15 protein-coding genes are annotated in these 19,877 nt (G+C 63.5%); 5 read left to right on the forward strand and 10 right to left on the reverse strand.

Translation table 11 applies throughout. The annotated features are described in order from the left end of the window. Positions 1–630: a TetR/AcrR family transcriptional regulator gene (locus tag IEV82_RS12460; RefSeq protein WP_188482349.1), complete on the reverse strand. Its 630-nt coding sequence runs from the start codon at positions 628–630 to the stop codon at positions 1–3. 207 nt (positions 631–837) lie between these two features. Here IEV82_RS12460 and IEV82_RS12465 point away from each other — a divergent pair, with 207 nt between their 5' ends. The 4 genes from IEV82_RS12465 to IEV82_RS12480 all read left to right on the forward strand — a co-directional run bounded on the left by IEV82_RS12465 (position 838) and on the right by IEV82_RS12480 (position 6,455). Then, positions 838–1,179: a hypothetical protein gene (locus IEV82_RS12465; RefSeq protein WP_188482350.1), complete on the forward strand. Its 342-nt coding sequence runs from the start codon at positions 838–840 to the stop codon at positions 1,177–1,179. Positions 1,180–1,315: 136 nt separating this feature from the next. Continuing rightward, positions 1,316–2,461: an efflux RND transporter periplasmic adaptor subunit gene (locus IEV82_RS12470; protein ID WP_188482351.1), complete on the forward strand. Its 1,146-nt coding sequence runs from the start codon at positions 1,316–1,318 to the stop codon at positions 2,459–2,461. Positions 2,462–2,466: 5 nt separating this feature from the next. Continuing rightward, positions 2,467–5,589 (forward strand): efflux RND transporter permease subunit, encoded by a 3,123-nt coding sequence (locus IEV82_RS12475; protein ID WP_188482352.1) that lies wholly within the window; start codon positions 2,467–2,469, stop codon positions 5,587–5,589. Positions 5,590–5,633: 44 nt separating this feature from the next. Next, a complete protein-coding gene (locus IEV82_RS12480) occupies positions 5,634–6,455 on the forward strand; it encodes an SDR family NAD(P)-dependent oxidoreductase (protein ID WP_188482353.1) in 822 nt (273 codons plus the stop codon). Between the two features lie 334 nt (positions 6,456–6,789). On the opposite strand, the gene IEV82_RS12485 is transcribed toward IEV82_RS12480, so the two are convergent. The 9 genes from IEV82_RS12485 to IEV82_RS12525 form a co-directional block, all read right to left on the reverse strand. After that, positions 6,790–7,818, reverse strand: a complete 1,029-nt coding sequence (locus IEV82_RS12485; protein WP_188482354.1) for an ABC transporter permease — start codon at positions 7,816–7,818, stop codon at positions 6,790–6,792. Then, positions 7,815–8,609, reverse strand: coding sequence for an ABC transporter ATP-binding protein (locus tag IEV82_RS12490; protein ID WP_229747781.1), 795 nt, complete (start codon positions 8,607–8,609; stop codon positions 7,815–7,817). The genes IEV82_RS12485 and IEV82_RS12490 overlap by 4 nt, the downstream gene beginning before the upstream one ends. Before the next feature lie 67 nt (positions 8,610–8,676). Further along, entirely contained in the window at positions 8,677–9,705 is a 1,029-nt protein-coding gene (locus IEV82_RS12495; RefSeq protein WP_188482355.1) for an ABC transporter substrate-binding protein, read from the reverse strand. Between the two features lie 225 nt (positions 9,706–9,930). Continuing rightward, on the reverse strand, positions 9,931–12,990 hold the full coding sequence (locus IEV82_RS12500; RefSeq protein WP_188482356.1) for an efflux RND transporter permease subunit: 3,060 nt from the start codon (positions 12,988–12,990) through the stop codon (positions 9,931–9,933). Next, the gene (locus tag IEV82_RS12505) at positions 12,987–13,922 is read right to left on the reverse strand and encodes an efflux RND transporter periplasmic adaptor subunit (protein ID WP_188482357.1); all 936 of its coding nucleotides are present in this window, start codon (positions 13,920–13,922) and stop codon (positions 12,987–12,989) included. The genes IEV82_RS12500 and IEV82_RS12505 overlap by 4 nt, the downstream gene beginning before the upstream one ends. A gap of 392 nt (positions 13,923–14,314) precedes the next feature. Continuing rightward, complete coding sequence (locus tag IEV82_RS12510; protein WP_229747777.1) at positions 14,315–15,790, reverse strand: fused MFS/spermidine synthase; 1,476 nt, start codon at positions 15,788–15,790, stop codon at positions 14,315–14,317. A gap of 367 nt (positions 15,791–16,157) precedes the next feature. After that, complete coding sequence (locus IEV82_RS12515) at positions 16,158–16,424, reverse strand: hypothetical protein (RefSeq protein WP_188482381.1); 267 nt, start codon at positions 16,422–16,424, stop codon at positions 16,158–16,160. 228 nt (positions 16,425–16,652) lie between these two features. After that, positions 16,653–16,943, reverse strand: a complete 291-nt coding sequence (locus tag IEV82_RS12520) for a hypothetical protein (RefSeq protein ID WP_188482359.1) — start codon at positions 16,941–16,943, stop codon at positions 16,653–16,655. Positions 16,944–17,140: 197 nt separating this feature from the next. Continuing rightward, positions 17,141–19,072, reverse strand: a complete 1,932-nt coding sequence (locus IEV82_RS12525) for an FAD-dependent monooxygenase (RefSeq protein WP_188482360.1) — start codon at positions 19,070–19,072, stop codon at positions 17,141–17,143. Between the two features lie 150 nt (positions 19,073–19,222). On the opposite strand from IEV82_RS12525, the gene IEV82_RS12530 reads away from it, so the two are divergent. After that, complete coding sequence (locus tag IEV82_RS12530) at positions 19,223–19,642, forward strand: MarR family winged helix-turn-helix transcriptional regulator (protein ID WP_188482361.1); 420 nt, start codon at positions 19,223–19,225, stop codon at positions 19,640–19,642. Positions 19,643–19,877 lie beyond the last annotated feature (235 nt).

Here is a 19,877-nt window from a genome sequence, read left to right on the forward strand (position 1 = left end):
TCAAGAGCCAGTCGGCGCAAGGATCGCGTGGCTGATGGTCATCAGATAGTCCCAGTCGTCGATCTCGGCGGCGGCGACCTTGTGCTTCATGTCGATGGTCAGGAACGAATGACCATGCACGAAGGACCACAGCATATAGGCGCGGCGCTGGACATCCGGGTCGGCAGGCGGCAGGTCAAGGCGCGCGGCAACGGCATGAACAACCACACCAAAACAGCCTTCGCCCTTGGCCAACAGGTCGGGGGCGTTTTCGTGGCCTTCCGTCAGGCCGAAGACCAGCCGGAATACTCCCGGTTCGTCCTTCGCGAAATCGACATAGGCCTGACCGACGGCAGCGACGGCCTCCAGAGAGCCGTAGGCATGAGCCTCGGCCCCCGCTTCCATCGCGGCGCGCAACCGGTCCATCGCTTCACTCACGACACCCCGCAGGATCTCGTGACGATCCTTGAAATGCTTGTAGGGCGCGGCAGAGCTGACACCGGCGCGGCGCGCGGCCTCGGCCACGGAGAACCCGTCCGGGCCGTGCGTTTCGACCAGGTCCCGCACGGCCGCGATCAGTTGGGCGCGCAGATCACCGTGGTGATAGGCGGCTTTGGGCGTCACGCTTGGTGCGGCCGGGTCATTGGACATGGGTGTTGGGCCTTCCAGTAAAGTGAGTGACATTCACTTTTTTCTTGACGAAAGTTAGCACCTTTCACATATGTTTGCAAGGGCAGGAACGGAGCACAAGTTTCTGCACGCCCCAACTGCAACTCACCGCGGCATGTCCCGCCCCAAATCCGCTCGCCCGCATCCCGCGGGCGGGGTGGCCATGCTTGACCTTGAAAGGCCTGTCCAATGCAGCACGATGTCTATGTTTCGATCACCGGCTTGCAGGTGCGGCGGGTCTGGCACATTCCGACCTTCTGGTTGCATGCGATGAAGTCCATGGCGCAAGCCCGCAACGCTCCGGGCAACATTTCCGCCGATGCGCGCACCATCAACGGCGTTCATCACACGCTTTCGGTCTGGACCGACAAGGACGCCATGCGCGCGTATCTGACTGCGGGTCCCCGTCTTGAGGCGATGCGCCTTTTTCCGAGTATCGCGACCGGAAAAGTGGTCGGATATCTAGCGCCAAAAGCCCCTGAATGGTCCGAGGTTCACGCGATCTGGCTGGACCGGGGGCGTGTCGTATGAGGGCACGATCACCTTGGACCCACTTGCAAGACAGCCTGTTCGAGGATGCGGCACGCGCCGCAGGTCGAATACCCTTGCCAAAGTGAGTGATTCTAACTTATGTAAGAACATCTAACTTCCTCGGAGTCTTCCATCCATGACCCAGCGTGCAACATCAGGTTTTCGAAAGGCGCTTGGTCGGGCTCTGACCGTGACGGTGACGCTCATGGTCTGCGGGGCAGCCGCGGCAGCCGTCATCGGAGGGTTCTCCATGATCGCAGCCGAAGGCGATGCCGCCCCCGGTGTCGCGGCCCCACGGACCTCGGTCGGCGTCATGTCGGTGGAACTGACACGGGGCTACACTGTCACCCGCCGGTTCACAGGCCAGATCGAAGCGGCAGCGCGGACCGATCTGGGGTTCGAGTTGGGCGGGCGCATCGCCGAAGTGCTGGTCGAGGAAGGCGATGTGGTGGCAGGCGGCGCGGTGCTGGCACGACTGGACACCAGCGCGCTCATCCCCGAACGCGCGGCGCTGGAGGCGGAACTGGTCGCCCTTGCGGCAGATGCCGAACTCGCCCGGCTGACGCTGGCGCGCAATGACGCGCTGACGGAACGGGGCTTTCGCTCGGTCGCGGCGCAAGACGACGCCCGGCTGACGCTGGCGCGGGCCGAGGCCGGGATGGCGGTGATGCGCGCGCGGATCGCGGGGGTTAACGTGCGGTTGGACAAGTCGGTGCTGAGAGCGCCGTATCCCGCCCGCATCGGAGCGCGGATGGCCGATCCCGGACAGACGGCGGCAGCGGGCCAGACCGTTGTGGTCCTGTTTGACACCGAGCCCGCCCGCGCCCGGGTCGGCCTGCCGCCTGAATTGGCCAATGGGCTGGTCGCAGGGGACAGCGTTATTGTCGAGTTGGGCGGTGAGGAACTGGAAGCCACCCTGCGCCAGATCCGACCGGATCTTGACCCGAACACACGCAGCAGGTCGGTCATTGTGACCCTGCCCGAGGGTGCCGCGCCCGTGCTAAACGACACGGTCGCACTTCTCCGCACCCAGAGCATTGACGATCCCGGGTTCTGGGCCCCGCTCAGCGCTCTGCGCGAAGGTGCGCGCGGATCGTGGTCGGTCATGACCTTGGAAAACACGCCCGAAGGCGACCGCACCCTGCCTGCGGCGGTCGAGGTCATCCACAGCGACGGCAATCGCGTGTTCCTGCGCGGCGACCTGCCCCCCGGCGCGCGGATCGTGGCCAAGGCGCCCGACCGCGTAGCACCCGGCCAGCTTGTTCTGGCGCAGGTGGAGTAAGCGCTATGGGCACGCTGTTTTTCCGCCAGCCGCGCCTCGTGATGCTGGCGCTTCTGGTGATCCTGTCAGCGGGCGTGTCCGCGCTCGTCTCAATCGGGCGGCAGGAAGACCCGACGATCACCAACATCTTCGCCACGATCACCACCGTCTTTCCCGGTGCCGACCCCGCGCGGGTCGAAGCATTGGTGACCGCGAAGATCGAGACCGAGTTGCGCACCATCCCCGAGATTGCAGAGGTGTCGTCAACCTCGGCCACCGGAATCTCGGTCATCTCCGTCGAACTGATCGAGACGGTCCCGCCCGAGATCATCGAGCAGCTTTGGGCGCAGGTCCGCGACGCGGTGACGGATGCGCAGCGGGATTTTCCGGCCGGGGTGCTGGAGCCAGATTTCGACAGCGATGGCGCGGGCGGCTATGCCGCGATCCTCGCCCTGACCATGCCCGAGGGCTTTAGCCTGACCCGCGCCGCCCGCGAAGCCGAGGCGCTGGCAGACCGGCTGCGCCGCGTGGCGGGCACGAGTCTGGTCGATCTGCACGGGCTGCCCGAGGAGGAGGTGCTGGTCACCCTGAACCCCGACCGCACCGCCGCCCTTGGTCTGACCGCCGACGAAGTTTCCGCTGCAATCCGCGCAGCCGACGCCAAAGTTCAGGCGGGCCGCCTGCGCGGCGAGGAGACCGATCTGGTTCTGGGGATCACGGGCGAGATCACCTCGCTCGACCGTCTGCGGGCCGTGGTCCTGCGCGAGGATGCGGGCGGCCGCGTCGCGCTTCTGGGTGATGTGGCCGAGATCACACGCGGTGCGCGACTGCCGCTGGCTGAGGCTGCTCTGTTTCAGGGTCAACCCGCGATCCTTGTCTCGGCCAAGCTGAGCGACGGGTTGCAGGTCGACCGCTGGATGGCCGACATCCGCACCGCGGTCACCGCGCAGGCAGAGGCCCTGCCCTGGGGCCTGTTGATCGAGACCGTCTTCGACCAGAGCCGCTATACCATCGAGCGGCTGACCGAAGTGGGGCTGAACATGGCCTTGGGGGTCGCGCTTGTGGTGGCGGTCCTGTTCGTCACCCTCGGCTGGCGGTCGGCGCTGATCGTGGGAAGCGTGCTGCCAGTCGTGTCGCTCGCCTCCGTCGCCACACTGAACGCACTGGCCGTGCCGATCCACCAGATGAGCGTGACAGGCCTGATCGTGGCGCTTGGCCTGTTGGTCGACGCCGCCATCGTGATGACGGACGAGGTGGGCAAGCGTCTGAGCGCGGGTCTGACGCGGCTGCAGGCGGTCGCGGGGGCGGTGCGGCGGCTGACCATGCCGCTTGCGGCCTCAACGATCACCACGATCCTGTCTTTCCTCCCGCTGCTCTTGTTGCCCGGCCCTGCGGGGGATTTCGTCGGCTCCATCGCCATTTCCGTGATCGTCATGCTGGCCTGGTCCTTTGTCGTGGCCGTCACGATCACCCCCGCCATCGCCGGGCGCTGGCTGCGCATGGGCGATGGAGCACCCGCGCGCGAGGGACCGTTGATGCGCGGCTTTCGTGCCCTGTTGGCCCTGTCGATGGCCAACCCGCTGCGCACCGTGGCGCTGTCGCTGATCCTGCCGGTGATCGGCTTCCTGTCCCTGCCGACCCTGACGCCGCAGTTCTTTCCGGGCGTGGACCGCGACCAGTTCCATATCGAAGTGGACCTGCCCCGCGGCACCGGCATTGCAGAGACGATGCGCGTTGTGCGCGAGATCGACGCGAGGCTGACTTCCGAGGCAGAGATCCTCGACGTCGCATGGGTCGTGGGCCGGTCGGCACCCGCCTTCTACTACAACATGGTGGGCGATCGCGATCAGGCACCGGCCTTCGCGCAGGCGCTGATCCGCACTGCATCGCCTGCCGCGACCGAGCGGTTGCTGGACGAGATGCAGACCAATCTGCCGCCCGCATTCCTGCAGGCGCGCTTTGTCATCCGCAGCCTGACCCAAGGCCCGCCGGTCAACGCGCCGGTGGAACTTCGCCTTGTGGGTCAGGATATCGACGCGCTACGCCTTGCCGGCGACGACCTGCGCGCCCGACTGGCCGAGGTGTCGACGGTGGCCATGGTCCGCACCGGGATTGCGGGGGGCTCGCCCAAGCTGACGCTGGAAATCGACGAGGCCCGTGCACGTCTCTTGGGCCTCGATCTGCGCCAGGTCGCGCGCCAGATGGAGGCGGGACTGGAAGGCGTCACCGGCGGGTCGCTTCTCGAAGGCACCGAGGAACTGCCGGTGCGCGTGCGCCTCGGCGCGGACCTGCGCGGTGATCCGGTGGCCATCGGCGACATGCCGATCCTACCTCCCGGGGCCGCAGCCGTCGCGGGTTCGGGCCAGTTTCCCGCGGTACCTCTGTCCACCCTAGGCACATTGCGGCTGGAACCCTCCGAAAGCACCATCACGCGGCGCAACGGCGAGCGGGTGAATACCGTTCAGGCCTTCCTCATGCCCGGCATCCTGCCCGCCGTGGCGCTGGCCGAGGCGATGGCGGTGCTGGAGGCGGGCGGCTACGCCCCGCCACAGGGCATCCGGCTGGAAACCGGCGGCGACTCTGATGCGCGCAACAGCACGGTCGATGCGTTGATCGCCCCCTTGGGCCTGATCATCACGCTGTCGATTGCGGTCGTGGTGATGACCTTCAGCTCCTTCCGCCTGACGCTGATTGCCTTCACGGTTGCGGGCCTGTCGGCGGGGCTGTCGATGCTGGCGCTGGCGAACTTCGACTATCCCTTCGGGATCAATGCGATCATCGGGGTGATCGGGTCCATCGGGGTGTCGATCAACGCCGCCCTGATCGTGCTGTCGGGCCTGCAAGAAGATGTAAAGGCAAGCGCGGGCGACCGTGCGGCGATGGTCGATGTCGTGGCAGGCTCCGCCCGGCACATCACCTCGACCACCATCACCACTTTTGGAGGGTTCCTACCGCTGATCCTTGGTGGTGGAGGCTTCTGGCCACCCTTTGCCATGTCGGTCGCAGGCGGAGTCGCCCTGTCGGTGACGCTGGCCTTCGCCTTCACCCCGCAGATGTTCGCCCTGACCCTCTCAAAGCCGAAACCGGACGTGGGCCGCGCTGCCGATGTTCAACCCAAAATTTCGCATCTCCGCCTCGCGGGCGAGTGACACCAACGCCACAGACCCAACCCCAAAATGAAAGGGCGACCGGAATGACCAGCAAACCAAGCAAGGACAGCGCCCTGAAGCGCCGTTTCGGCCCCGCCGCCCTGATCACCGGGGCCAGCGACGGTATCGGTCGCGCTTTTGCCACCCAATTGGCCGAACATGGCTTCGACCTGATCCTCGTCGCGCGGCGGGGGGACGTCTTGCAGGACATGGCATTGGATCTCGGCACCCGTTTTGGCGCGGACGTGCGCGTGCTTGCGATGGACTTGTCCGATCCCTCCGCTGTGCCAGACCTTCTGTCGGTCACGGAAAGCGCGCCCGTGGGCCTTGTCGTGGCCGCTGCAGGCTTTGGCTCGATCGGTCCGTTCCTCGATCAGGACATGGCCTCCGAGATCAACATGGTTGACCTGAACTGCCGGTCAGTCGTGGAGTTGTCCTACGGATTCGGGCAGCGCATGTCGGCGTCAAAGCGCGGTGGGATCGTGCTGTTCAGCTCGCTCGTGGGGTTCAACGGCGCCCCCCTATCGGCCACCTATGCCGCCACCAAGGGCTTTGTGCAAAGCTTTGCCGAAGGCATCGCGGCAGAGATGCGCCCCCATGGCGTGAGTGTCCTGTCAGTCGCCCCTGGCCCGGTCGGCACCGGCTTTGCCGCCCGCGCGGGCATGCAGATGGGGCAGGCGGCCACGCCCGAAATGGTCGCGCACGCATCCCTTGGCGCACTTGGGCGAAAGACTACGGTCAGGCCCGGGTTCCTGGCGAAGTTTCTGGGTTGGTCGCTCGCGATGCTGCCCAGATGGGGCCGTGTGCGGGTGATGGGGATCATCATGAAAGGCATGACCGGCAAAGAGGTGACCGTGCGGAAATAAAACGGCTACATGTCAAAACCTGGTTCGCTAGCCGAATCCAGTGCAGCCGTTTCGCGGCATTGCAGAACTTCAAAGGAAATGGCGTGCTCCGCCTCGTGGCGCCGAGGCATGAGAGGCATCATTCAGGTAGCGGCGACGTCGGCTTTCGAGTGGCCAAGCTGATCCTCGAGACGCTGCAGGCTTCGGCTCAGCGAGGGCTGCGAAACATTCAGTCAACGCGGCGCGGCGCTGACCGATCCTGTCGCCATGATGGCGTGAAAGATTTCGAGTTGGCGGAAAATCAGATCCGAGGTTTCGCTACAGCCCAACCCTCCGGTCCGGCCTGCCTCCGGCTCTAGCGCTTCCAAGGCATCAACCGCCGTTGCAACCAGTGAAGCAGACCCGTCAGCGTGACGCCGAGGATCATCACCACGACGAGGCCTGCATACATCTTTTCCGGGATCAGCACCTCCCAGTAGTAATAGGTCATAAAGCCGACGCCCTGTTTGGCGCGCAGGAATTCGACCGAGATGATCACGATCATCGCGGTCCCGAGCGCGATTCTGAGCCCGGCAAAGATCACAGGCAGCGCGCCCGGCAGGATCACGTGGCGCAGCATCTGGAGCGGGCCTGCGCCATAGTTCCGGCCCGCCATCAGATAGACCGGTTCGATCGTGCGCACGCCGGTCATGGTGTTGATCGTCATCAGCACGAAGACCGCCAACGCCACGACGACGATCTTCGGCCCCTCGCCGAAGGGATCGGCGAACATCAGCATGACAACGGGAAAGATGGCGATCTTGGGCAGGACATAGATGGCGGCCAATGTGGTATCCAGCATCAGCCGCACGGTCTGGTTGATCCCCATGACCACGCCCAGAAGGATGCCCGGAATGGCACCCAGCAGGAACCCGGCAAAGACCCGCCCGATGGTCGCAAGGACATGGCTTTCCGACAGCAGCACGCCCACCCCAGCCAGCCCGCCTGCGCGGAATTCCTGCGGGATCAGCCAGGGACGGCCAAGAAGGCTGGTTTCGGAAAAGCGGTCATAGGTCACGGTCACGTCCCACAGCGCACGCCCGATGGCCGAGGGCGGCGGGAACCACACCGGCGAGATCAATTCCATTGCGCCGGCCATTTCCCAGACCGCGAGCACCAGCGCCGGGAACCCCAGCGCCAACGTGCGTTCGTAGATCTTGCGGGCGCGCAGGGGCACGTGGCGACCTATGCGTTCGCAGATCAGCACCAGCACGATAAAGCTGACCGCGATGGCGGGCCAGGCCCAGTCATGCCATTGCCCGCTCAGCGTCAGCGCGCCATGCAGGCCGACTATGGCCAGCAGAAAGCCAAGGACGGCGCGGCGGTCCTGTTGCACAGGCGTCATTGCTGCATCTCCATGGCGCGGGTCACCTCGGCGCTGAGCCGATCCCAGATCGCGCCCCGATACAGGGCAAAGGCCGGCAGGTTCATTGTCTCGATACTGCGCGGACGCGGAATGTCGATGTCATAGACTTCGAGGATGCGGCCCGGCTGCGCACTCATCAGCACCACGCGGTCTCCCAGCAGCACCGCCTCTTCGAGCGAGTGGGTGATGTAGACCACAGTCTTGCGCGTCTCTTCCCAGATGCGCAGCAGCTCCTCCTGCAGCACGACGCGTGTCTGCGCGTCAAGCGCGCCCAAGGGTTCGTCCATCAGCAGAACCTCGGGATCGTTGGCCAGTGCGCGTACGATGCTGACGCGCTGCTTCATGCCACCGGAAATCTGGTGCGGGTAGTGATCGGCGAATTTCGCAAGCCCCACGCGGTCGAGCCAGCCCTGCGCCACGTCAAGGCGTTCGCGTTCGGAAACGCCTCGCATCTGCAGCCCGAAGGCGACGTTCTGGATCACGGTCTTCCACGGAAAGATCGCATATTCCTGGAAAACCACGCTGTTGAGCGGCGTCTTGGGATCGGTACCGGGCCGGATCGTCAACTGGCCCGAAGAGACATCCTCGAGTCCCGCCAGCATCCGCAGAAAGGTGGACTTGCCGCAACCCGACGGGCCGACAATGGCGAGGAATTCGCCTTCGGCAACGTCCAGCGTGAAATCGTCCACAGCCGTCATGTGCCCCGATGCGGTCTCGTAGACCTTGGTCACGTTGCGTGCCGATATTTTCGGAGCCGGGTTCGATGCCACGTCCGCCAACCTTGTCTGCTCTCGGGAAAGTCCGGCCAGGGGCGCTCAGGGCGCCCCCGATCCGGGTTTACTGACTCAGGGCCGCACGGGCGAATTCGGTGAAGCGTTCGTCGATGACGTTCGACAGGTCCAGCGGATCGGTGTATTCCGTCCGGCCGTTCTCGCGATGTGTCCTCTCGATATCGGCAAGACCGTCAACCGGGATCTTCATCTCGGGATCGTAAATCACCGGGCTGCCCGACCGCAGCGCGTCTTCGGTCGAGTTGGTGTAGGTCATGTACGCTTCGAGGTTCTCGGGCGCGAGGTAATCGTTGCCCTGCATCAGCGCAGCTGCCTCGGTCAGGGCGAGCACGAACCGCTCGGCAACCTCGGGGCGCTCGTTCAAGAGCTTGCCCGACGCGACGAAGGCCACGGTCATCAGGCCCGGTGTCAGGTCTGTTTCCAATACGGTCGCGTTGCCCGCCTCGAGGATCTGATCGGCAAAGGGCGACCCGGCAATGGCCGCATCGACGCCGCCATTCTCGAATGCGAGCGGCATGTCGGGGTTGGCGATGTTCATCGGCTCGATGTCGCGGATCGACAGGTCGCCCCGCTCCAGCGCCTTGGCGAGCAGATATTCCCCACCCGATCCCGGACCACCGGCGACAGCGACGCGGCGCCCGCTCAGGTCGGATACGGACGTGATCGTGCCGTCATCAGCCAGCGCCTTGCGCACCAGCAACTTGGTCGGGCTGTTCTCCATCGGCTCCAGTGCGCCGGGAGCGATGATGCGGATGTCGAGACCCCGATTCCATCCGGACCAGAGCGAGGTCACGATGGCGATGCCGCCTACGTCGACCGAGCCCTGCGTGAGGAAGGCAATCGCCTCGGTGCCTGATTTCACCCGTTCGAGGTCAACGTTCAGCCCGTACTTGTCGAACAGACCGCGCTGTTCGGCGACATACATCGTCGCGAATTTCATGATTGGCACATAGGCCACCTTGACGTCCTGCGGCGGGTCCAGCGGCGCCGTGTCCTGCGCCTGCGCCGTGCTGGCAGTCAGCCCGGCAATCACCAGCGCGCAGCCCTGCATCAGGGTCTTAAGTCTGTTCATCATTTTCCCTCTCCCTGTTCCGCCCCGGCCTTTGTCCGGAGATGATCTTGCGTCTGTCCTTTTTCCCTCGGCCCACGCTATCGCGCCGAAGGGTCCTCCACAGAACCAATAAATAACGACAGAGCAGTCATGACCAGACCCATTCCACTTGGACGTCCTGCCCGGGTGGCAGGTTATGCAGGAAACCGGACTTTTAGATGGATGTCACCGCCACGTGGTCCGCCGAATTCACGCAGGGTTCTCCTCCGCGTCTTCTTCGCGCTCCCGGTCCCATTGCATCAAATCATACAGAACCGGCGTCAGGAACAGCGTCAGGATCGACGCCGCGAGGAAGCCACCGATGATGACAAGACCGATGGAGAACCGGCTTTCGGCACCTGCCCCGCTCGACAGCACAAGGGGCACGGCACCAAGAACGGTGGACAGCACGGTCATCACGATTGGGCGCAGGCGCACGGTCGAGGCCTCGATGACCGCGTCGCGCACGGCGTAACCGTCCTCGCGCAGCTGATTGGCGAACTCCACGATCAGGATGCCGTTCTTGGCCATCAACCCGATCAACATGACCATGCCGACCTGGGTGTAGATGTTCACCGCCTCGCCCAGAACGAACAGCGTCAGCAAGGCCCCGGCCACCGCCAAAGGAACCGACAGCAGGATCACGACCGGCTGAACGAAGCTTTCGAACTGCGCGGCCAGCACGAGGAACACCACCAGCAAGGCCAGTGCAAAGGTGGTGGCGATCCCGCCTGAGGTTTCCTGGAAACTCTCGGCCTGACCCGAATAGAAAATCTGCATCTGCGAGGGCAGATCATCCGCGATCTCCTCGACCGTTGCGATGGCCGATCCAAGATCGACGCCATCGGCCAGTGAGGCGGAAATCTCGACCGAGGGCTGGCGGTTGAACCGGTTGAAGGCCGCAACCGAGGCGCGGCGCTCCAGCGTGACAAGCCCGTCCAGCGGCACAAGCTCTCCGTTTCGGGCGCGGACATTGATCCCGCGCAGGTCATCGGCGGCCGCGCGGCGATCATCCGGGGCCTGCAGGATGACCGGGTATTGACGGTCCTGAGAGATGAACTCTGTCACCTCGGCCGACGCGAAGAAGGTGCGCATCGCATCCGATATCGCGCGCGCATCCACACCGATCTCGCGGGCGAGGGCGCGGTTGACTTCGATGTCATAGCCCGGCGTGTTCACGTCATAGGCACGGCGCACGCCGACGATGTCGGAATTGTTGCGCAAGGCCCGCTCCAGCTGTGCCGAATAGTCTGCCGCCTGATCGAAACTCGGGGCGGTGACAATCACCTCAAGCCCCGACCCGCCGCCGGCATCCAGACCGGAGGGTGCAAAACTGCGTACATTCGCCAGAGTGATTTCCGCGAATTTCGGGCGCAGCTCCGACAGCACGTCGCGCGGTCCCATCTCGCGTTCATCCCACAGCGACATGGTGGCGACGACAAAGGCGCGCCCGGTCTCGCCGTATTGGCCGACGATGCTGATCACGTCCTCGACCGTGCCTTCCTCGCGGTAGGGCATGATGAGGTCCTCGACCTGTTGCACAGCCACGTCGGTCAATCCAAGCGCGGATCCCGCAGGTGCCTGGATCGACACGAAAAAGATGCCGCGATCCTCGTTCGGGGTCAGCTGCGACGGAAGCTGTTGATAGAGCGTCCACGACATGCCCGAAATGGCTGCCGCAATGGCAAGGGTGATGATCGGCACCTGGATGGCACGGGTCAAAAGGCTTTGGTATCCGCGCGCCATGCTGTCGGTGGCGGACGTGACAGCCTTGGAAAAGCGCCCCGAGTTCATGCCTTGTTTCAGAACCCGGCTGGCAATCACCGGGCAAAGGGACAGTGCTACAAATGTCGACAGCGCAACCGCGATGGCCAGCGTGACGCCGAATTCGCGGAACAGCTTGCCGATCTCGCCCTCCAGAAACGACAGCGGCACGAAGACCGAAATCAACACGGCCGAGGTTGACACGACGGCAAAGAACACCTGGTTGGCCCCGGCGCGCGCGGCCTCTTTGGGATCGTCGCCTTCCTCGACCCGGCGCTGGATGTTCTCGAGCACCACGATGGCGTCATCCACCACCAGACCAATGGCGAGGATCAGCGCAAACAGCGTCAGGATGTTGATGGAAAACCCCGCCACTGCAATGCCGGCGCAGGCCCCCACCAAGGCGATCGGGATCGTGACGGCAGGCACGATGGTGGCGCGCACCGAAGTGAGAAACAGGAAGATCACCGAGACCACGACTGCGACGGAAATCGCCAGTGTCGTGAGAACCTGCCGGATCGAATCGCGGATGAAATCGGCGTCGTCCGAGGTGATCTGCAAGCTGGTGCCACCCGGCAGGCCGGACTGGATGTCCTCGACCTCGGTCTGAATCGCATTGGAAATCGTCAGGGTGTTGGCCGAGGACTGCCGCAACACGCCAAGGCCGATGGCGGTTTCGCGGTTCGACCGGAACATGCTGTCATCATCTTCCGTGCCGATCTCGATGCGGGCGACGTCTCCAAGCGTGATCTGACCGGACGCCGTGTTCGTCACGATCAGATCCTGAAAGCTCTCGACGCTGGACAGCCGCGTTTCGGTGCGCAGCAGGTAGGTGCGAGAGTTGCTTTCGATCTGACCTGCTGGCAGTTCAAGGTTGTTGCTGCGCAGCGCACCTGCAACCTCGTTGGCGGTGACACCGCGTGCCGCCATCGCATCCGGATCAAGCCAGACGCGCATCGCGTAGGGGCGATCTCCGTAGATTTGCACGGCGGCCACGCCGGTCAGCGTCTCCAGCCGGTCGGTCACGAAACGGTCGGCGTAATCGGTCAACTCGGTCGCCGACATGTTGTCCGACGTCATGGTCATCCAGATGATCGGGTCGCCCTGGCTGTCGTTCTTTTCGACCTGTGGTTCCTCTGCTTCCTCCGGCAGATCGTCGGACACGGATTGCACGGCGGCGCGCACATCGGATGCCGCCTGATCGACGTCGCGACCCTGACGAAAGGTGATTACCGTGCGCAGTCCGCCCAGTTCGGATTCCGTCGAAATACGGTCGATCCCCGCGACGGTCGAGATCGCGCCCTCGATCACGGTGGCAAGTTCGCTGTCGACAACACCGGGCCCGGCGCCGACATAAGCGACGCTCACGGTGACCTGTGCCGTGGTGGTATCGGGCAATTCGCGCACGGGCATGCGCATCAGACCTGCGATCCCCAGAACGACGATCAGGATGGACATCACCGTGGCAAACACGGGGCGGCGGATGCAGAGATCGGGAAGGGTCATTCCAAACCCTCCCGCGCGACATCTTCGTCAATCTCGACGGGTGCGCCATCGGACAGCTGATCCCAACCCGCGATCACCACGCGCGAGTCCATGTCCAGACCATCCCGCACTTCGGTCAGCGGACCCAGCGATGTACCGACCTCGATATCGGTGCGCGCGGCGGTGCCATCGGTCACGGTGTAGACATAGGTGGCCAGCCCTTCGCTGATGATCGCGTCGTCGGGAATGGCCATGCCTTCGGATGAGCCGAGCACGAGGCGCGAATTCGCAAACATGCCGCCAACAAGCAGTCCGTCGGAATTGTCGACCTCGGCGCGGATCTCAAAGCTGCGGGTGCCCAGATCGATCTCGGGCGCGCGCAGGGTCACGCGCCCCTCAAAAGTCTCGTCCGGAAAGGCGGGTGTCCTGATTTCAAGCGTCTGACCGGGTGTCACACGTTCGAAATACCGCTCGGGCAGGGTCACCGACACCTCGATCATCGACAGATCGGACAACCGTGTCACGGTTTCGCTGCCGTTCAGAAACGTGCCCTTTTCTGTGTCGATCACACCCAGTGTGCCTCCGAAGGGCGCGTTGACAGCGCGGTCCTCCAGCGCAGCTTGCGCCCTCATCAGCACAGCCTCGGCACGAAGGAATGCAGCACGCGCTTCTTCAAGCCGGGCCTCTGCTGCGGCGTTTGTCTCCTCCAGACGTTCGAACCGGCGATACTCCTGCTCGGCTTCGCTCAGTGTCGCTTCGGCCTCTGCCACAGCTGCACGTTCGGCGCGGTCGTCAAGCTGGATCAACAGATCGCCTTCGGACACCTGTTGTCCCGACGACACCGGCACCTCCGTGACACGTCCGGCGACATCGGGAACGATCTGCACCGCGCGCACCGGGCGCAGCGTGCCGACCGCCGAGACATCGTCTTCGATTGTCCGCATCTCCGGCATGGCTATGCCCACGCGCGTCGCTTGTCGCCCGCTCTCTTGCTCGGACGAATCCTCGCTCCAGGAGACAAGCGCTTCTGTTCCCAACACTCCGGCTGCTACAAAGGCCGCTACGAGACAGACGGCGATGACGTATTTTAAAACTGTGCTCAAGGGACACCTTTCGAAATTGGTCCCGTTTGACGTAGGGCTTCGACAGTCTGATCAACGTCACCGGAACGCCCAAACCGCGATTTCCACGCGGCCTGTGCGGTGTAACGCCCTGTATTGACTAAAGGTTTCGCGCCAGTCCCCGTGGGATCAGCTTTGCATCAGAATAACTTGATGCATCCATCTGCTGGGCACATGCGTTAAGCACGATCACCGTACTTCGTCGCGCCCGTCCGTTCGCTGGTCTAGCGGTGGCCAACCCAGCCGCGATCATCGGTAAACGCGCGTCCCGCATGGATGCTCACGGTCTCATAGCCGGTCGGGAGGTCTGTAAGCCGCGCGAAAGGTTCATCCGACGCCGCCAGCACGATATTCGCCCGCCCGCGCATGCTGACCGGACCCTGAACTGCGTCGACATAGGGGTAAAGGTCGCTCAGGATCGCATGGATGCCTCGGGCCAGATGCCCGTCCGGCACGTCGATGAGGTTCACATAGACCGGCCCATCGACGATGGCCTTGAGGCGCGCATAGGTCTCCATCGTGGCAAGATGCGCGGGAACCGATCCGGAGGAAAACGCATCCATCACCACGGCGTCGAACCTGCGGTCGGTCTCGTTCAGAAAGACCCGACCATCGGCATGAACGATGCCCAACCGGCCATCCCCGTCACGGCGACCGGATTTTGCATCATATCCCACCCGTTCGATCATCGCCCCGGCCCAGGGCAGGTGCGCGCGCACCACATGCGTGATCAGCGGATCGATCTCCACCGCGACGACCTCCGCCGAAGGGCGCGTTTCCAAGAGCCTGGTCGGGAGCGTGTACCCACCCCCGCCGATGAACAGAACCGCGGGGTCAGGCCCCAGATCGCGATCCATGCGCGCCCAAATCCATTGTGCGTAGGGCATCGCAAGGCTGCGCGATGCGCGGGCGGTCTGATTGTCCGGCACGGCCCGTTCCGCCGCCTGTTGCGTTCGGTCGCTATACAGAAACACCGTGCTGCCCTGGTTCACGAGGTCAATGCAGGACAGCCCGGATTCGTAGCGGCACACCGGACCGCTGGCAAAGCTGAGCAAGACAACAAGCCCTGCAACCCCAAGCAATGGCCTCGGATTGGCCGTCTCGTCCGTGCCATCACCGCTCGGGGGTTGCCCTTTGATGAACGGAACACAGAGAAGCGCGGCGATCCCGCATCCCGCGAAAGTGGCAACCGATCCGAAAAGCGGAAGCGCCACAAACCCGGCAAGGATCGCACCGACGATTGCGCCGAACGAACCTGCCGCCAGAACCAGCCCGAGCGACGATCCCTCCCGGCCCGGTCGCGCCTCGACGGCCAGTTTGGCCAGCAGGGGCGAGGGCAATGTCACAAGCACGGAGGCTGGAAAAAAGGCGAGGAACACCGCCAGAAACATCCCGCCAGTGTCCCGCGCGCCCATGGCATAGATCAGGCCAAGCACGCTGGGCGACAGCGCCATGATGATCGCCGTTGCGATGAGCGCGTTTCGAACCGACCTGACCGCTCGGTCACGCTCCTGCTCTGCGACAAGCCCCCCAAGCGCACTTCCCAGCGAAAACCCCGCCAGAATGGTCGCGATCACCGTTGTCCATGTCAGCAACGAGGTGCCGAAGAACGGAGCGAGCACACGCCCGGCGGCAATTTCGTAGGTCAGGCCCAGGGCAGACAAAACGAGGATCAGGCTGATCGTGATCCAGAACTGCAAAACAGTGTCTCCGTCGATTGCTTGGATGGAGTGCCTGTCCTGCCATGTTTTCAGGGCAAGTGCCACGCACGATCCCGCAATTGCAGATATCAAGGCGAATCCTTGTCTACCGGACGACGCGGCGACAATTGCGAGTGCCCTCCGAAACGCCGCATTATCGACACCAGAGAACGGTGCCCCAGTACGGTGCTGTGGAGGAGATCCGACCAGGAGAATCCAGCCGCCAGGAGATTTGCAAGATTGGTCGCTCGAACCCAGTGGGCAACGCGTCGGTAAAACGTGCCTGCGCTGCATCGCAAAGGCTTGGTACGGAGTGCCGGAACCGGGTTCGGGACTTGTAGGGACGGCAAGATCGCCCGGGCGCAAACTACGTCTTGTCCTTTTGCTCGTCCTCGGCCTCTTCAGTCTTGCTTTCGGGATCGTTGTAGTCTGCGGGATCGAAATCTCCGGGGTCATAAGCCTCTTCGCCCTCGGCGATTCCGGTGACATGGGTTGTCCCGCTCTCTTCGTCGTAGACAAGCCCGTACGTCGCACGGCCCTCGGATTTGTACCGCAGATACTCGTGGATGCCCGCAAAGACGAAGGCTATCGCGAAAGGCAGGATGATCAGAAAGGCAATCATTTGAGCGTCGATGGGAATGCTCCTTTTCGGTCGAATTTTGGGGGTTTGACGGGTATAACGCAAAGGGGATGCCTTTTGATCCCCGGATCCCAAGATTTTGCGCAGGACCGGGTGCTGCCAATACCAGATGAACCGCCCATTCCGCGCTCATATGCCTTCGAACCGAACCCAGTGCCTTGATCGCTTCAGGCCGCTCTGCCCGGCAGCCCAGTGCGTGGAACCCCGCCTCCCGCTCGAAAGTTAAGTCGCAAGCGAGAGCCGCCTTGCCACGACCGTTTCAATCGCCATCGTCCTGACCGTCGCGTTCATTCTGTTCGTCAACGGCTGGCTGAAACCCGACCTGATCGCGATGCTCGTGCCGGTCAGCCTCGTATTCAGCCAGGTCATCGAACCGGCCCAGGCGTTTGCCGGGTTCTCCATCTTTGCGTCATCATGATCGCCGGGCTGATGGTGATTGGAGAGGGGCTGGAAAAGACGGGCGTGGTGAAATGGGTCGCCACCCAACGCGCCCGCGCGATCTAGAAACGCCACGGTCGGCTGGTCTTCGTCAACACCGCCGTTCCCGGTGTGCTGTCCGGCTTTCTCAACATCATCGCCGCCGCTTCGCTCTTCATCCCGGTCATCCTGCGCCTGTGCAAGCAGATGAAGGTGCCGCAGTCTACAATCCTCATGCCGATGGCCTCGTTCCGGTGCTCTGGCCGCTCTAGCGTCTGGAGCGTGCCACGACGTCAGGCAGATGGCGCAGGCAAGAATATCTCGTCAAGGAATTCTGCCAGCGCGTCCGTATCCTCCAAGGGCAGGATATGAGCGATGTATTGATCGGGTCGAACGACGATCATGCAGCCGCTCTCCCGGTCGATCCCGCGCATGTCAAAGATGTCCTGACCGCCCCTGTGATCGACACAGAACACCTTTTCGAAATCCCGCAGGCCGTAGCGCCCCTTGGCCGGGCGCAGGAGGCTCGGCATCGCTTCATAGCGCAGCGACTGGAAATCCTGTTGAAAGATGGCCCGCATGTCGATCTGCGCATCCATGTCCTGCCCTTTGCGCCGGACCCGCCGGATGGGTGAACGTTCATCTGTCTCGAGGAATCCGCACAACGCGTCCATTCCGCCCCCCGGCGCGCCTGTGTCCTCACGTCCGGCAAACGCATAGAACCGCCACCGCCCGTCAGCCTCGGCCACATGCCCCAACTGCATCGGCTTCGCATCGGCCAGCCGGATCACCGGGGCCGAATGAAACCGCTTGCCGACAATCTGACCTGTGGCCAGATCTTGCCGCGCCGCGCCAGAAGTCAGCACCGACGGCGCGTAGCGCACAGCCAGCCCGCCGGTGAATTCGAGGTTTTCGATGAACTGCCTCTGAAACCGGGGCATCGCGCTGTCATCCAACTCGGACTGGCCGGGCGGGGCGCTCATGATCCGCGCCCATGCGTGATCCGTCTCGACCAGCCGCTTGGCTTCGAGGTGCCGTTCGGCGGAATAGGTATGCAGCAGGCTCGCGTCCGAAAGCCCGGTCAGCACATGCGCCAGCTTCCAGCCAAGGTTGAACGTATCGCCCATCGACACGTTCATCCCCTGACCGGCTTTTGGGCTGTGCGTGTGGCAGGCATCCCCTGCCGTGAACACGCGGGGCGTGCGGGTTGTGATCTCGGCGGCGGGCACATCGTCGAACTTGTTGGTCAGCCTGTGGCCGATCTCGTAGACCGACCACCAGACCACCTCCTTCACGTCGATGCTGTAGGGCCGCAGGATCCGGTTCGCCGCTGCGATGATATGCTCGGCGGTCAGCTTGCGGTGCGACACGCGCTCCTCCGGGTTCAGCTTGTCCAGCTCCACATACATCCGGAACAGATACCCGCCCTCACGCGGGATGATCAGGATATTGCCCTCCCGCGCAGACTGGATCAGGCACTTGCGGCGCAGGTCCGGGAAATCCGAATTGGCAAGGATGTCCATCACCCCCCAGGCCTGATGCGCTGCGTCACCCTCCAATATGCCACCGATCGCCTGCCGCACCGTGCTGCGCGCGCCGTCACACCCCACGACGTAATTCGCGTGCAACGTCACGGCGTCGCCCGCCTCACCATTGGCGTCCACGTGTTCCAGTGTCACGGTGACCGGGTGGTCATCACGTGTCGGATCGATATGCAGATCCCGCACCCGCAGCCCGTAATGTGGCTCCAGCCGGGTTGGCGCGTTCTTCATCACATCCAGAAACAGCTGATGAATCCGTGCCTGGTTGACGATGGTGTGGGGCATCTCGGATTGATCGTCCGCCACATCCTGCGTGATCCCGATGCGGTGGATATGGTCCGGATTGGACGGGGCAGGGCGCCAGAACGCCGTCTGGTTCACCCAATAGGCCTCGCGCTTGACGGTGTCGGCAAAACCGAAGGCCTGGAACATCTCCATTGACCGAACGCTCACACCATCCGCCTGCCCCTTTTCCATCGGGCCGGGCTTGGGCTCCACGATCATGGTCGAGATCTCGGGAAAGCCAGACAGCTGCGCCGCAAGGCACAGCCCCGCCGGACCGCAGCCCGCGATCAGCACATCGACCGTTTCGGGAAGGGCACCAGCCGAGGCAGCGACCCTGTCACCGGCTTGAGGCTTGATATTCGGATCACCCGGTCGGAACCCGTCGACATGATACTGCATGATCTTTCCTCCCGGCGGCGGTTCAGCACAGATGATAACTATACATATCAATCGCACGACCGGATAAGTAAGTATACGTATTTGTTCTTGCGTTTCCGCTTGAGAGATTTGAAACTGCCAAAAGGCGCCACAAAAGGGCAGGGCCGACAGGTGAACATCCTCGCAATGCCCGGACACGTGATCCGGCGGCTCAACCAGATGTCGACACAAGTCTTTGCCGCGCGCATGCAGGAGGCGGGCGTCGATCTCACCCCGGTGCAATTCGCGGCGCTCGATGCGATTCGAGCTCATCCGGGTCTCGATCAGGCCAGCATCGCCGCAAGGATCGCCTATGATCGCGCCACGATCGGAGGCGTCATCGAACGCCTGCTGCAGAAAGGATATGTCCAACGCGTGGTCAGCGATCGCGACCGCCGCGCGCGCGTGGTCACGCTGACAGACGCGGGCGAACAGGCCTACATTATGATTCTACCCGTGGTCGATGTTCTGCAGCACGACATCCTGTCGGGCCTCACGCAGGAAGAACGCCGCGTGTTCCTGTCGCTCGCAAACAAGGCGCTGGACCGTTGAAAGGCCTAGGACGACGCCACTGACTGGCCTCGAAACCGGTCTGTACTGGCCATCCACAAAAAAATCGCCCGAGGGTGAAAAAAGTGCTTGCGGAGATCCGCACTGGGTTCTAGAACCCCCTTCACCGGCGCTGCTGAGGCGGACGCGGGGGCATTGGAAGGGTTGACGGGCTGAGGTTCGGTTGGTCTGGAAGGTGGATAATTCAGGGGTAAATGAGGGCGGCGCGCCGGTTAGT

The sequence above is a fragment of the Marivita lacus genome (genome assembly GCF_014637725.1).
In the GTDB taxonomy this organism is placed as follows: Bacteria; Pseudomonadota; Alphaproteobacteria; order Rhodobacterales; family Rhodobacteraceae; genus Marivita; species Marivita lacus.

Excerpts from the sequence above, each read along its gene's own strand:
- IEV82_RS12460 (WP_188482349.1), bottom strand. The coding sequence starts at position 630 with ATGTCCAATGACCCGGCCGCACCAAGCGTGACGCCCAAAGCCGCCTAT.
- IEV82_RS12465 (WP_188482350.1), top strand. The coding sequence starts at position 838 with ATGCAGCACGATGTCTATGTTTCGATCACCGGCTTGCAGGTGCGGCGG.
- IEV82_RS12470 (WP_188482351.1), top strand. The coding sequence starts at position 1,316 with ATGACCCAGCGTGCAACATCAGGTTTTCGAAAGGCGCTTGGTCGGGCT.
- IEV82_RS12475 (WP_188482352.1), top strand. The coding sequence starts at position 2,467 with ATGGGCACGCTGTTTTTCCGCCAGCCGCGCCTCGTGATGCTGGCGCTT.
- IEV82_RS12480 (WP_188482353.1), top strand. The coding sequence starts at position 5,634 with ATGACCAGCAAACCAAGCAAGGACAGCGCCCTGAAGCGCCGTTTCGGC.
- IEV82_RS12485 (WP_188482354.1), bottom strand. The coding sequence starts at position 7,818 with ATGACGCCTGTGCAACAGGACCGCCGCGCCGTCCTTGGCTTTCTGCTG.
- IEV82_RS12495 (WP_188482355.1), bottom strand. The coding sequence starts at position 9,705 with ATGATGAACAGACTTAAGACCCTGATGCAGGGCTGCGCGCTGGTGATT.
- IEV82_RS12500 (WP_188482356.1), bottom strand. The coding sequence starts at position 12,990 with ATGACCCTTCCCGATCTCTGCATCCGCCGCCCCGTGTTTGCCACGGTG.
- IEV82_RS12505 (WP_188482357.1), bottom strand. The coding sequence starts at position 13,922 with ATGCCGGAGATGCGGACAATCGAAGACGATGTCTCGGCGGTCGGCACG.
- IEV82_RS12525 (WP_188482360.1), bottom strand. The coding sequence starts at position 19,072 with ATGCAGTATCATGTCGACGGGTTCCGACCGGGTGATCCGAATATCAAG.